At 71.7% G+C, this 12,793-nt stretch carries 15 protein-coding genes; 2 read left to right on the top strand and 13 right to left on the bottom strand.

What is annotated here, in order from left to right:
- Positions 1-148: 148 nt before the first annotated feature.
- Entirely contained in the window at positions 149-640 is a 492-nt protein-coding gene (locus tag OU787_RS28475) for a hypothetical protein (protein ID WP_268661070.1), read from the bottom strand.
- 245 nt (positions 641-885) lie between these two features.
- Between OU787_RS28475 and OU787_RS28470 the strand changes: the two genes are divergently transcribed.
- On the top strand, positions 886-1,785 hold the full coding sequence (locus tag OU787_RS28470) for an ATP-grasp domain-containing protein (protein ID WP_268661069.1): 900 nt from the start codon (positions 886-888) through the stop codon (positions 1,783-1,785).
- Complete coding sequence (locus OU787_RS28465; protein ID WP_268661068.1) at positions 1,782-2,906, top strand: NAD(P)-binding domain-containing protein; 1,125 nt, start codon at positions 1,782-1,784, stop codon at positions 2,904-2,906. Before OU787_RS28470 ends, OU787_RS28465 begins: the two co-directional genes overlap by 4 nt.
- Positions 2,907-3,281: 375 nt before the next feature.
- Here OU787_RS28465 and OU787_RS28460 read toward each other — a convergent pair whose 3' ends face one another.
- From OU787_RS28460 to OU787_RS28405, 12 genes are all read right to left on the bottom strand, one after another.
- Complete coding sequence (locus OU787_RS28460) at positions 3,282-3,926, bottom strand: L-threonylcarbamoyladenylate synthase (protein WP_268661067.1); 645 nt, start codon at positions 3,924-3,926, stop codon at positions 3,282-3,284.
- A gap of 58 nt (positions 3,927-3,984) precedes the next feature.
- Positions 3,985-4,731 (bottom strand): phytanoyl-CoA dioxygenase family protein, encoded by a 747-nt coding sequence (locus OU787_RS28455; protein ID WP_268661066.1) that lies wholly within the window; start codon positions 4,729-4,731, stop codon positions 3,985-3,987.
- A gap of 179 nt (positions 4,732-4,910) precedes the next feature.
- Complete coding sequence (locus OU787_RS28450; RefSeq protein WP_268661065.1) at positions 4,911-5,546, bottom strand: creatininase family protein; 636 nt, start codon at positions 5,544-5,546, stop codon at positions 4,911-4,913.
- Positions 5,543-6,334, bottom strand: coding sequence for a class I SAM-dependent methyltransferase (locus OU787_RS28445; protein WP_268661064.1), 792 nt, complete (start codon positions 6,332-6,334; stop codon positions 5,543-5,545). The genes OU787_RS28450 and OU787_RS28445 overlap by 4 nt, the downstream gene beginning before the upstream one ends.
- Complete coding sequence (locus tag OU787_RS28440; protein WP_268661063.1) at positions 6,331-6,996, bottom strand: HAD family hydrolase; 666 nt, start codon at positions 6,994-6,996, stop codon at positions 6,331-6,333. Before OU787_RS28440 ends, OU787_RS28445 begins: the two co-directional genes overlap by 4 nt.
- Entirely contained in the window at positions 6,993-7,433 is a 441-nt protein-coding gene (locus OU787_RS28435; protein ID WP_268661062.1) for a hypothetical protein, read from the bottom strand. The genes OU787_RS28440 and OU787_RS28435 overlap by 4 nt, the downstream gene beginning before the upstream one ends.
- On the bottom strand, positions 7,430-8,470 hold the full coding sequence (locus OU787_RS28430) for an enolase C-terminal domain-like protein (protein ID WP_268661061.1): 1,041 nt from the start codon (positions 8,468-8,470) through the stop codon (positions 7,430-7,432). The genes OU787_RS28435 and OU787_RS28430 overlap by 4 nt, the downstream gene beginning before the upstream one ends.
- Positions 8,467-10,512, bottom strand: coding sequence for a hypothetical protein (locus OU787_RS28425; RefSeq protein WP_268661060.1), 2,046 nt, complete (start codon positions 10,510-10,512; stop codon positions 8,467-8,469). Before OU787_RS28425 ends, OU787_RS28430 begins: the two co-directional genes overlap by 4 nt.
- Positions 10,506-11,543, bottom strand: coding sequence for a hypothetical protein (locus OU787_RS28420; RefSeq protein WP_268661059.1), 1,038 nt, complete (start codon positions 11,541-11,543; stop codon positions 10,506-10,508). Before OU787_RS28420 ends, OU787_RS28425 begins: the two co-directional genes overlap by 7 nt.
- A 366-nt stretch (positions 11,544-11,909) precedes the next feature.
- On the bottom strand, positions 11,910-12,137 hold the full coding sequence (locus OU787_RS28415; RefSeq protein ID WP_268661058.1) for a hypothetical protein: 228 nt from the start codon (positions 12,135-12,137) through the stop codon (positions 11,910-11,912).
- Positions 12,134-12,271: a hypothetical protein gene (locus OU787_RS28410; RefSeq protein WP_268661057.1), complete on the bottom strand. Its 138-nt coding sequence runs from the start codon at positions 12,269-12,271 to the stop codon at positions 12,134-12,136. Before OU787_RS28410 ends, OU787_RS28415 begins: the two co-directional genes overlap by 4 nt.
- Positions 12,272-12,307: 36 nt before the next feature.
- On the bottom strand, positions 12,308-12,589 hold the full coding sequence (locus OU787_RS28405) for an ATP-binding protein (RefSeq protein WP_268661056.1): 282 nt from the start codon (positions 12,587-12,589) through the stop codon (positions 12,308-12,310).
- Positions 12,590-12,793 lie beyond the last annotated feature (204 nt).

Raw genomic sequence — 12,793 nt, 5'->3', positions numbered from 1 at the left:
TTTCCCACGCCCTTATCGGCACCTTTCCCGGCGCCCCCTCCAGCGTTGTTCCCACACTACGGCGCCCCACTGACAATTCCGCCGGTCCCGACGCCCCGTCAATTCCGCCGCCCCGCACCGTCCGCCGCTGCCGGGAAATTCCCGGCCGCTACCCGGAGAAATCTGGCGAGGCGAGGTCGAGGGTGAGTGACCGGCCGCAGTTGTTGGTGAAGGTCGCCAGCGGCCAGTCGACGGCGATCCGGACGAACTCGTTGGACCGGCCGAGGTGCATCAGCCAGACCACCGACCCGTCGGCACCGAGGCGGGCCAGGAAGCCCTCGGACCCGTGCGACCCGCCGCCGCCGACCACCCGCCCCGCTCCACCCGGCAGTTCCGCCTCGACGTGGATGTCGGCCGGTACCGGCTCGTCCAGCTCGTCCGGTTCGTCCGGCTCGTCAGGCCCGTCCGGCTCACCCGGTTCGTCCGGCCCGTCCCCCGCTCCCGCCTCCCCCGCGCCGTCCAGGTCGATCGGCCCGCCGAGCCGGAAGTGCTCCAGGTCGGCCCCTTCGACGGCCGCCTCGCGGGAGCGCCCGTCCGCCCGGAACAGGCCGTCCCGGAGCGGCATCCGGCCCGCGGCCCACAGTTCGTCCAGCCGGTTCATCCGTCTCCCCTTCCACCGGTCCGTCGCCGGGCGTGAACCTACCGGGCCGCGGGCCCGGGCGGCGGCCGTTCCCGGGCGGTCACGTTCCGGAGGCGTCCGGGCACTCGGGCGGTCATCTCGTCGGCCGGTCCGAAATAACGATTGACACTGGTCAGGGCCCCGTACGACGCTCACTGCGCAGCCCTCCCCGGCACCCCCTGCCGCCCCCGGCACCCCCTGCCGCCCCCGACACGCCTGGAGCCTCCGTGAGCACCGCCCTGCACCCGCCCGTCCGCCGGCCCGCGAGGGTCGCGTACGCCACCTGCCGAGGGGTGGAGGACGTGGAGGTGCTGCCGGTGCTGGCGGCGTTCGCGCGGGCGGGGGTGAGTGCGGAGGCGGTGTTCTGGAACGACCCGGAGGTGGACTGGGCGGGGTACGACCTGGTGCTGATCCGCAGCGTCTGGGACTACATCCTGTACCGCGAGGAGTTCCTGGCCTGGACCCGCCGGGTCTCCGCGCTGACCCGGCTGGCCAACCCGGCGCGGGTGCTGGAGCGCAACACCGACAAGACGTACCTGCGCGCCCTGGCCGCCGCCGGGGTGCCGGTGGTGCCGACGCTCTGGGTGGCGCCCGGCGATCCGGTGGAGGAGGTCGCGGCGGTCGACTGGCCGGAGCTGGTGGTCAAGCCGACGGTGTCCTCCGGCGCCCGGGACACCGTGCGCACCGCCGACCGGGCCGCGGCGCTGGCGCAGGTCGCGGCGCTGACGGCGGCCGGGCGGACGGCGATGGTGCAGCCGTACCTGGCGATGGTGGAGGACGAGGGCGAGACCTCGCTGCTGTACCTGGGCGGGGAGTTCAGCCACGCGGTGCGGCGCGGCCCGATGCTGGGCGGCGGCTTCGCGGACGTCGCGCGCGAGCCGGACGCGGACCAACTGGCGCTCGCCGAGCGGGTGCTGGCGGTGGCCGCGGAGCCGGGCGAGCTGCTGTACGCCCGGGTCGACCTGGTGCGGCTGGCGGACGGCTCGCCGGTGCTGATCGAACTGGAGCTGACCGAGCCCCGGCTGTTCCTGGACCTGTGCCCGGACGGCCCGGACCGGCTGGCCGCCGCGACCTCCGCCCTGCTGCCGGGGAACACCCGGTCGCGCCCCGGTGTTTCACCGGCGTGACCGTTGAACGTGCAAGCACCCACGGGGACGGCCCCGTCCGCGAGGTCGACGCCCTGGTGATCGGCGCGGGCCAGGCCGGCCTGTCCGCCGCCTACCACCTGCGCCGCCGCGGCTTCGCCCCGTACACCGGCTTCGTGGTGCTGGACGCGGACGACGCCCCCGGCGGGGCCTGGGCGCACCGCTCCCCCTCGCTCACCATGGCGACGGTGCACGGCTTCCACGACCTGCCGGACTTCGAGCTCCCCGCCACCGACCCGGCCACCGAGGCCCGGGTCGCCGTGCCCGGCTACTTCGCCGCGTACGAGGCGAAGCACGCGCTGCCGGTGCTGCGCCCGGTGAAGGTGCTCGCCGTGCGCGAGCGGCCCGACGGCCGGCCCGACGGCGGCCCCGACGGGCGGCTGCTGGTGGAGACCGACGCCGGCCGCTGGGCCACCCGCGCCCTGCTGAACGCCACCGGCACCTGGACCCGCCCGTTCCTCCCCCGCTACCCGGGCCGCTTCGCCGGGCGCCAGCTGCACTACGCCGACTACCGCGGCCCGACCGCCTTCGCCGGGCAGCGGGTGGTCGTGGTGGGCGGCGGCGCCTCCGCGGTGCAGGTGCTCTCCGAACTCGGCGCGGTCGCCGAGACGGTGTGGGTGACGCGCACCCCGCCGGTCTTCCACGAGGGGCCGTTCACCGAGGAGTTCGGCCGCGAGGTGGTCGCCAAGGTCGACGAGCGGGTCCGGGCCGGCCTGCCGGTGCGCAGCGTGGTCTCGGTGACGGGCCTGGGCCCGAGCGTCGCCTACCGCCGTGCCGAGGAGCTGGGCGTGCTGCACCGCCGCCCGATGTTCGACCGCCTCACCGAGCGCGGGGTCGCCTGGGGCGACGAGGAGCTGCCCGTCGACGCGATCGTCTGGGCCACCGGCTTCCGGGCCGAACTCACCCACCTCGCCCCGCTCGGCCTGCGCACCCCGGGCGGCGGCATCCGGATGGACGGCACCCGGGTCGCCGACGACCCCCGCATCCACCTGCTCGGCTACGGCCCCTCCGCCTCCACCGTCGGCGCCAACCGCGCGGGCCGCACCGCCGTCAACGAGGTCCTCCACCTCCTCCACCCCACCCCGCAACCCGCCACGGCCTGAGGGCCGCTCCCCCCGCGAAGGCCCGGTGCCGACGTCGACCGCCCCGGTGGCCGGAACACCCCTGCCCCTGTCCTGACGCGCAGGAACGCGATACGCCCGCCAGGGGTGCGTTTGTCCAGCATCCTTGGAACCAGGTGGAATCAGCCAGGCAGTGGAGGCCGACGCGGAGACGATCCGTGCAGCCCAGATCGTCGCCCAGCACCTCAACCGACTTCACGGAGTGTCAGAAAGTGCAACCCCCGGCGCGTAACGCACTTGCTCGGGCCCAGCGGACCGCCGTCCACCTTGCGATGCGCGACGCCTACATGCTGGACGACCCGGAGTTCATCACCCGGAAGGGCGGCAAGCGGCTGGACCGAGCCCGACCGTACGAAATCACAGCACCTGGTGCCCGAGGACAGCGGCAAGCGCCCGCTCGTGAACGAGGCCGGGGCGGACGAGGCGTGCGGCGGGCGCCGAGCAGTCGACGATGGTGAGGTGATGCGCGGCCGGCGAGACCCCGCCGTCGAGGAGGACCGTCACCCTGACACCGGTGAACTCCAGGAAGCCCCGGACCTCCTTGGCCGTGATCGCCGGGCCCGGCGCGTCGGTACCCGCGTCGCCCGAGATGTTGACAGTCGTCGCGGCCACCAGGGTGCGAACCGCCGCTGCGAGGGCGCCGAGCGGGCCGGAGGAGAGGGTGGTGAGCGCGGGCGACCCGACGGCGGGGTGGTGTTCGCCGATCTCGGTGCTGCGCCAGGGCAGGAGCATGGCGAGGTTGCCCGGCCAGAAGGCGTCGGCCAGTTGCCGGGCCTCGGGGTGAACGACGAACTGCTTCTCGCACTCCTCCATGGAGGGGAGTACGAGTACGAGGGACTTGGTGCGGGGGCGCTGCTTGCCGTCGAAGATGCTGTTGCAGGCGATCGGGTTCGTGGCGTCGGCACAGATCATGTACCAGCGCTCGGTGGGCACGACGACGAGTTCTCCAGCCTCCAACGCGCGGGCTGCGGCGTCGAGTTGTTCTGCTGGGATCGGTCTCACAGGGGTCCCTCCGTCTCGGGAGTCAGTGGATGGGCTCGGTTCCGGCCCTGCTCGGCGTTCACGCCGCCTGCGGCAGTCCCTGGTAGTCGAACCACGGGTTCTGCAGCGCCTGCAGCCGTCGCCGCGCATGGTCGGGGTGCTCGACGCGGAAGTACGCCATGAGCCGGGGCTCGGGGCCGAGGTTGCGGCCGACGGCGTGGGGGACGAGGTGGTGCATCAGCAGCAGGTCTCCGGGGCGGCCGAGGAACGGGGTGCCGACCTGGGCGTCGAGGTCCGGCGGGACCTGTTCGGTGATGCCGAGCGACCACTGGGTGCGGAACCACTCGGCCATGGCCAGGTGGCCGCCCGGCTGGTAGCGCAGGGCGCCGGCCTCCGGGTCGGTGATGTCGGACAGCACCACGCCGACGAGCAGCGAGAAGGTCCGCAGTTCCTCGGGGTCGAGGTGCGGGCAGGCGACGCCGTCCACGTGCATTGCTTTCTCCGGCTGGCCCTGCTCGAACTGGCCGTCGGGGATGCGGATCTGGAGTTGGACGGTGGAGACGGGCCGCACGTCGCCGAGCAGGTCCTGGGCGAGTTCGGCGGCCGGGGACTCGGCGAAGAGGGCGAGCAGGTCGGGGTGGCTGCCGAGTTCCGGGGCGAAGGTCCGCTGCGTGTAGGCACTGATGAGTTCGGGGTTCATCGACTCCCGGTACCAGGTGGTGACCAGATCGCGGGCCCGGGCGATCCGGTCGGGGGCGACGGCACCGCGCTTGATGTGCAGGCCGTCGCGCATGAAGTCGCGCTTCTCGGCTGAGGTGAGGGCCACTGGGTCTCCAGGTGGGCGTAGGACTGCTACTGGTGGCGATCGGTCAGGTGCGCAAGGACGGGCCCGGCCGCGTCGAGGGCGCTGTCGAGGACGGCCCGGCCTGCCTCGGCGGTCGCCTCGCGGGGGTCGCCCCCGATGACGCCGCAGGTGGCAATGCGGCTGTCCTCGGACGTCCACGGTCAGGTCGTGCCGCGCTCCATGACGAGCCGCTGCACGTCGCTGCCGCTGGCGGTGAAGTCCGCCGGGAGGCGGTGGAGGTGGACGTCGTCCGGGGCGAGTTCGAGCATCATGGCCGTCTCCCGGATGCCCGCGTGCACCTCCGGGGCGGTCCTGCTGGCTGCCAGACCGGGAGACAGCGACGTCGGATGGATGACGCAGGCGGAGAGCGCGTGCGTGCGTTCCAGCTCGTAGAGCGCGGGCTCCAGGATTCCCCGGTTGCCGCCGTGGCCATTGACGATCAGGAGCCTTCGGGCCGGGGTCGCCCGCAGGTACTCGGTGACCACGGCTTCGAGCAGAGACATGAAGCTCGCGATCCGTAGCGACACGGTGCCTGGCGACCAGGCGTGTTCGAGCGAGAGCCCGTACGGGACGGCCGGCAGTGCCCACAGGTCGTGCTGTTCGCCGTACCGCTCGATCAGCAGGCGGGTGAACTGCTCCGCGATCACGGTGTCCGTGTTGAGCGGCAGGTGGGGGCCGTGCTGTTCGTGGGAGCCGATGGGCAGGCAGAGCACGGACTCGGCGGTGAGCTCGGTGAGGACCGCGAGTGCGGCCAGCCGCCCGAACTGGCGGGCGACTGGTCCTCCGTTCGGTATCACTCGGTGCCCCGCCGACCGATCCGGATGAGGAACTCGTTGTCCTCCGGGAACACGTCCTCGGTGCTGTGCTGCGCGAGGGCCTTCTCCACGGCCGCCTCGAACTCGCCGAGGCGGTCGCCGAAGAGGTGCGGCGCGGCGAAACTGGTGGAGTAGAGGTAGCCGAGGATGCCCTTGGTGCTCCACGTCCGGTGGACGGGTACCCGGACCTCCTCGACCCGGTTGAAGGGCGACTCCTCCATGATCTCGCTGTAGGGCCGGTCGTGGTGCTTGAAGGTGCTGTTGCCCGCACGCCGTTCCTCGCCGAGGAAGCTCTGGACGACCGCGCGCACGGACTGCTTCCAGGGGCTGTCGGCGGCCCAGAAGCTGTTGTCGCCGAAGATGGCGACGGCGCCGCCGGGGGCGACCTGCTCGTCGAGGAGGGCGAGGACGGTGGCCTGGTCGAGCCAGTGGAAGGCCCGGCAGATCGTCACGAGGTCGGCCTGCCAGCCGGCCGGTGGCTTGAAGTCCTCGGCCGTCGACTCGACGAGCACCAGGCTTGCTCCGCCGGGGAGTTGGGGCCGGAGGGCTTCCTCGGCGGCGGCGAGCATGTCGGGGTCGTTGTCGATGGCGATGATGTCGTCGAACTGGCCGAGGAGGGCCTCGGCGACGAGTCCGGTGCCGGTGCCGACGTCCAGGAGCCGGCGGGGCCGACCGGGCGCGACGGCCCGGTCGAGGACGGTCGCGACCTCCTCGGGGATGCCGGGACGGTACTGGCGGTAGTAGCTGGAGGTGCCGGCGAACAGGCTCATGGGTGCCTCATGTCGAGTAGGTGGCGGACGTGCTGGACTGCGTCGGTGAGGTCGTGGGCGACGAGTACGTCGTGCTCAACGAGGTCGTGTTCGTCGGGGACCGCGCGGCCGTGCGAGAGCCAGACGGCGGCGAATCCGGCTGCCGCAGCGCCGCGGATGTCGCACTCCCAATCGTCGCCGACGTGGACCACGTCCGAGGCCGGGACCTGGCAGGAGTCCGTGACGGCCCGGAACGCGCGGTGGTCGGGCTTGGCGAAGCCGGTGCGGCAGGAGGGGAAGTGGGCGCTGACCCACGGGGAGAGCAGGGCGAGGAGCCGATCGGGGTCGGCCTCGGTGCAGGTGACGTTCGAGAGCGTGACCACGGTGGCCCAGCCGCTGAGCTGCTGGAGCGCCTCGACGACCCCGGGGAACAGGACGAGCGGGGGGACGGGCAGGTCCGTCGGGAAGTCGGACGGGTCGATGCCCAGCGCGGCGCTGACCTTCTCGATCACGTCCTCGGTGATCTCGGGGGCCGTGTGCAGGCGGTCCCGCATGACGCGCCGGGCCTGCTGCGGCCCCAGCGGCGAGAGGGCCGCGAGTCGAGCCGCGAGGCCGGGGCCCTGTGCGATGCCCAGCGTTCCACCGATGTCCAGGCTGACCAGGGGACGGATGGTCTCCCTCATGCCGCCTCGCCTTCCACGGTGGGCAGAGCGGAGACGATGACCTCGACCCGGGCGATGCGGATCTGCTCCGTGGTGGACTCGCCCAGGAAGGTCAGCGCGTACCGCAGCTCGGCCGCGTCGAGCGCGTCCAGGTCCCGGTGGGTGGTCCGGGCGGCGTCGGTCAGGTCGCCGGGGATGCTGCGCGGGCGAAGTCCGTGCGGGAGGTGGAGAGTTCCGGCCCAGGATGGGGTGGTCACCTCGATCGTCTCCATCGGGCGGAGGACAGTAACGTCGTCGAGGGTGATGATCCTGACGGCCGCCTGCCCCTGGCCGAGGTCGAGACGACCGGACAGGAAGGTGTCGTGGCCGTCGAGCCGGTGGTCCAGGACGAGCAGCAAGCCGTGTTCGTCGTGGCGGGTCGTTCCGTGAACGGGGAAGTGGTCGGTGGTTCGGGTCATCGGGTGCTCCGGGGTTGGGTGCCGAGCCCGGGGGCCTCGGGTGCGGGGAATCTGCCGTTCTCGGGTATCCACGGTTCGGCATAGAGGAGCTGCCGGCGCGGCTCCCACTGGTGGCGGTACTCGACGGCTCGAACCGCGTCGGGGAACGCCGTCGCGAGGTGGATGCCGGGCACCATCGAGCGGCCGTGGGGGTAGACGGGAACGCCGACGCCGTGACTCGCTGCGGTGATTTCGGCGGCGCGGGTGAGGCCGCCGCAGCCGACGACGTCGATGGTCAGCGCGGTGGGCCGGGCAACGCCGAGGAGGGCGCTCAGATCCTCATCGGGCCTGATGCGTTCACCGAGCGCGATCGGCACTCCGGCAGCGGCCAACTGGCTGTAGGTGCGCAGGTAGTGATCCGGCAGGGGATCCTCCAGCCAGGCGAGGTGCGGCTGGCCCAGGAGGGGCACGACAGCGGCAGCGAGTTGCGGGCTCCAGGTGCCCACCGCGTCGACGGCGAAGGGCGCGTCGATGACCGAAGCGGCGCGCTCCAGTGCCTCGACCAGGTCTCTGGCCTCGGCCGCGATGCTCGGCCCCGGGCGGCGGCGCAGTCCCCACTTGGTGAACGCCCATCCCTCGTCGAGGACTTGAGTGAGCGCACTGCGGTTGGCGGGGCCGCTGAGGTCCGTCCGCAGCCAGGAGGCGTACGCCGGTACGGCCCGCGCCTTCCGTCCCGGTGCGAGCAGGTCGGCCACCGGCCAGCCGACCAGGCGGCCGTGAAGGTCCCACGCAGCGCAGTCGATTGCTCCGACCGCCCAGTCCGAGACTGCGGGGGCGCTGGCCCGAAGTCGCGGCCGGAGAGCGTGGTGGTCGAGCAGGGAGGCCCCTGCAACTGCGGGCCCGATCGCTTCCACCGCCTGGGCGACTGCCAGGCCCACGGGCCCGTACCACCCTGTCTGCCCGCCGCCGTGGACCGCGACGAACACGGTGTCGTCCCCGGTCTCCGTCCCGCCACTGGTCAACAGCGTCTCGACCTTGTCGATGAGCAGGTCCGTCATCGCGCTGCCTCCGACCTGCCGGTCAGCCGACGGGCTGCCTGGAGCAATCCCTCGGCGTCGAAGCCGAGTTCATGCGCGAGCACGTCCTGCGGCATCGGTCCGGAGGGCTCCCGCCAGCCGATCACCTCGACCTGCCGCCGCAACCGCCCCGCCAACAGCCCCCACACCGCTGCCGGATGTCCGAGCGTGACGACCAGAAGCGCAGCACGCTCGCCGAAGTAGTGATCGGCCTCGGCCTCGTTCAGGCCCTTCGGCCAGTGCAGCGGATCACCGAGGACGGTCAGGTCGAGAACACCCACGACCCTTACCCGGCAGCCCAGTTGGGCGCGGATAAGAGGTGCCGCCGCCGTGACCACCTCGGCCGAAAGGTCCCCGGCCGCGACGATGGTGAGGTCGGGCGCCTCCTGATCGCTCAGGTGCGGCCAGATCGCGAGCCCCCGCCCCAACTCCTGCTCGACGGTCTCGTAAGGAAGTTGCAGTTCGCCGTGCTTGCCCGCGATCAGCACGTTGACCTGGCCCGTCGAGTTCAGCGCCGCGTCGAGCACGGCGGCGGTGCGCCGAGCATCGGCCGGCGCCAGCACACTCACCGCGGGGTCTTCCGTCGCGAGGAGCGCGGTCGACAGCGACGAGTCGCCGTGGGTGAAGACGTTGTGCCACCCGTACGAGGTCAGCAGCAGGTTGAGGCTCGGGGCCTCCTGTTGCCCTGCGAGCCGCCGGTGCTTGAGATGGCCGACGACCCCGGAAGTCATGAGCGGCGCGAACGCCTCGTAGGACACCAGCACACCGCGACGGCCGCTGCTGATCCAGCCGGACAACCAACCCAGGAGCACCTCCTCGGCCAACACCTCGGACACCCACGGCTCGTCCCGCAGCGCGTCGAGGCGGTTCGAAGAGAACTCGTCCGGACTGAAGACCCGGAAACCGCCGGCCTCGGCGTGCCTGCGGAGCACACCGCCCACCGCTTCACCGAACCGGTCGGCACGAACGGGCACGACCTGCCTCGGCGCTTCGAGCGTGGCGCGTCCGGCGCCTTCGGCGGAGTGCCAGGCGGCCGAGTCGATGGCTTCGGCCAGTGCGCCGATCGGCCGAGCGTCGCGGTCGAAGAGTTCGGCAGGCCGGTACGACGCCAACCACCCTTCCAACTGGGCACGTTGGCCTTCGTCCGAGTGGGCGCCGCCGAGGGGCGTCTTGTGCGCCGCAGCGGTACCGAGCACCGGCCGTCCGCCGACCGACTCCGGCCCGCTCCAGCCCTTCACGCAGCGCAGGAACACGGCCGTCCGCGCGCCGTCGGCAACCGCATCGGCCGCCCCTGCCAAGGCTTCCCGGAACGCCTCGTGCGCGTCCACCGTGGCCACCTCGACATACACGACATGGGCGCGCCACCCCAACCCGGCTGCATAGGCGACGAGTTCGGAGTCCGTCATCATCCCGAGCAGCGATCGGGCACCCATCCGGAAGCCGTTGACGTGCACGATCGGGAGGACCGCACTCGACTCCAGGGCCCGGGCCGCGAGCCACGAGGCCGCCGTCGTAGGGGTCTCGCACTCGCCGTCGCCGATGATCGGCACGACGATCCGCCCGGGCACGTCGAGCGCCAGGCCGTGGCTGAACGCGAGTGCACTGCCGAGGCAGCCTCCGGGCGCCGCTCCCGCCACCAGCAGAGGGTGGGTCTCGGAGCCGAGGCCGTCGACGTGCGGGAAGTCGCGGGCGAGGCGGCGCAGCCCTGCCGCGTCACGGGAGTACTGGGGCCGTACGGAGGCCAACTGGCCGCTGAGCCAGGCACAGGCCAGTTGGACCACCCCGGCGTGGCCGGCCCCGATCACCGGGACCAGCTCACGACCGGGCCCCACCTCACCGGCGGCGAGAACCGTGTGGACGAGCGCCCATGCCGTACCGGGAACGGTGCCCCAGTGCCCTGCTGGACGGGGCTTCACGTGCTCGGCCTTGAGCGGTTCGGCCAGCAGCTGGTTGTCGTCGAGGTGCAGCAGCGCCACCGCCACGTACGTGGCGGCCCTCCACAGCGCATCGGCGCGGTTCAGCACGGCGGGACCAACTGTTCCTCGCCGAACGTGAAGTACCACAGCGGCCGGTAGCACTCCCACGCCACGGGACGAAGGCCGGTCGGACCGACTATCTCCTCGATGTCCCGACGCGCCCGCAGGTAGTAGTCCAGGGACTCGGACCCGCCGGTTCGAAGCCCCGCCATGATCGAGTTGTGCGCCTGGTACACCTGGAAGTTGGGGAACTCGGTGACGAACGGCATCAACTCAGCTACTCCGGCGCGGAGTTCGGTGAGCCTGTCCAGGCCGACGATGTAGGTGAACGAGGTCGCGTGGCCGGCACGCATCGCCCGTTCCAGGACGTGCGGCATCTCCTGAGCGGTGAGGGCCGCCTTGCTGGCCTTGAGGAGGAGGTCGCGTCGGCTGAAGCACTCGGCGGTGAGCCGCAGCACCAACGGGGCGACGCGCTCGGCCAGTTCCTCGAACGCCCCGATGCTGTGGATGACCGAGGTGAGGAACCCGATCCGGGCGCCGATCCCATGGGCGGAGAGCACCTCGCGGAGCCCTGTCAGGTGGTCGACCGCCGCTCGCTCCCGCTCGAAGCACCCCGTTGACACGGTGACTTCCTGGAGCTCGGTCAGGTCGTGGCGGGGGTGCTGCTCGACCAGCGCGGCCAGCAGCTCGTTCAGCTCCCGCTCCTCGGCGAGCCGCGGATCGGCAGCAGTCTCCAGGGTGTTCGGGCAGAACGCGCACCCCACACAGCGGCTCCGGGCGTTGGGGTTGAGCGTCGCGGCCCGCCCGCCGTCCCGGAAGTACCCACCGACCGCCTCGTCGGCGGCGACCCGGTCGATGGTGCCGACGACCTCGTGGCCCAGCGACAGTTCCTCACCGATCAGGCGGAACAGGGATGCCTCGGCGTTGAGCGGAACGATCACCATCCAGGCGACGTCCGGCCGGGTTGCGAGGCGGACGGAGATCCGGGCCCGGTGCCGGCCGTGGACGGAAGAGATTCCGTACAGGTTGATCGCGATGAGCAGGGAGTCCTCCACCGGCACCCCGTGCTGCTCCGCCATCTCCCTGACGGTCGGCAGTGTGAGCACCGCTGCCGGTGTGCCGTCGAGCGCCGCCTTCATGATCCACTCTCCGTAGCTGTCTCGGCCGGGCGATGCCGCCACGGGCGTTCTTCTCTGCTGGTCTGTCGTGCTTCCCCTGCGATTCGGTCCGGGGCTGGGCCGGGTGGGCCTGCCGACATCCGTCCGGCAGGCCCACCCGGTTCCTCCGTTCAGCGCCCCGGATAGGGCGGGGTCGGTGGAGTCGGCGGCGGTGGGGCCGGAGGGGGCGGATGGGGTGGCTGTGGCGTCCGAAGACGCGCGGTGAGCAACAGGGCGGTGCTCCCTTCTCTTCGGTGGCGCATGTGCTGACGAGGCGTGAGTCCGTCGTCAGGTCCCGTCATCGGCTGCGGCGCAGTCCTCGAAGCCGCAGTCGGACTCGTGGTCGGCCGCCAAGGCGGGGCCGAAGCGGTCGAAGGTGAGTTGGTGGTAGGCCGTCACACCGAGCAAGGCGAAGACGATCAGGTGGCCGAGGCCCCAGAGCCAGGTGAGTTTCTGGTCGAACGAATCCTGGCCGGTCCGACGATGAATGCCGTGGTGCAACTGGTAGTCAGTCATGCCGCATCGGTCCTGAGCTCGGCCCAGACCACGGTGCCGTTGCGGGTCTCCTCGACGCCCCAGTACTCGCACAGGCAGTCGACGAGGAGCAGCCCCCGACCGCCCTCGGCCGTCGGCGAGCACTCCGGTTGCACGACCGCCGTCCCGGTCCCCGCGTCCGCGACCTCGATTCAAAGCCCGTTGAGCTGCGGCACCAGCCGAACGTCGAAGCACCCAAGGCTCGACATCACGCCGTGGAGCACCGCGTTCGTGGACAGTTCGGATGCCACGAGTTCGATGTCCTGAACGAACAGTTCGCCGAAGTCCCAGATGCCGACGATTCCCCGAACCAACGTCCGAACCTGGGGCACCGAGGCAGGAGCGCGCAGGAAACTCATCTGCACCGCCGTGCAGGCGACCGCCCTGGCACCGGCTACCTCGGACTCGCCGGTGCGCGGCGGGGCTGTGCCCACACCACTGTCCCGAGGGGACACTGTGCGAAGACGGTCGGCGGATGCCGGTCTCTCCTCGGTGGTCGCACCGACCCGCAGATACTGAGATACCACGATGATCACCCCTCCGCATCGCTCAATGCCCCATCAGGCAGAGATGCTTGATGGCACGTCAGAACGCTAGGAGGATGCGGGGAAGGGAACCCGGAAAATCCTTCCGGGGTA

Source organism: Kitasatospora sp. YST-16 (assembly GCF_026802215.1).
Taxonomy (GTDB): domain Bacteria; phylum Actinomycetota; class Actinomycetes; order Streptomycetales; family Streptomycetaceae; genus Kitasatospora; species Kitasatospora cineracea.
Note: the sequence above shows the minus strand (reverse complement) of the source record. Positions and strands in the feature narration are given on the sequence as shown.

Excerpts from the sequence above, each read along its gene's own strand:
- OU787_RS28415 (WP_268661058.1), bottom strand. The coding sequence starts at position 12,137 with ATGACTGACTACCAGTTGCACCACGGCATTCATCGTCGGACCGGCCAG.
- OU787_RS28435 (WP_268661062.1), bottom strand. The coding sequence starts at position 7,433 with ATGACCCGAACCACCGACCACTTCCCCGTTCACGGAACGACCCGCCAC.
- OU787_RS28440 (WP_268661063.1), bottom strand. The coding sequence starts at position 6,996 with ATGAGGGAGACCATCCGTCCCCTGGTCAGCCTGGACATCGGTGGAACG.
- OU787_RS28475 (WP_268661070.1), bottom strand. The coding sequence starts at position 640 with ATGAACCGGCTGGACGAACTGTGGGCCGCGGGCCGGATGCCGCTCCGG.
- OU787_RS28420 (WP_268661059.1), bottom strand. The coding sequence starts at position 11,543 with ATGGCGGAGCAGCACGGGGTGCCGGTGGAGGACTCCCTGCTCATCGCG.
- OU787_RS28445 (WP_268661064.1), bottom strand. The coding sequence starts at position 6,334 with ATGAGCCTGTTCGCCGGCACCTCCAGCTACTACCGCCAGTACCGTCCC.
- OU787_RS28430 (WP_268661061.1), bottom strand. The coding sequence starts at position 8,470 with ATGACGGACCTGCTCATCGACAAGGTCGAGACGCTGTTGACCAGTGGC.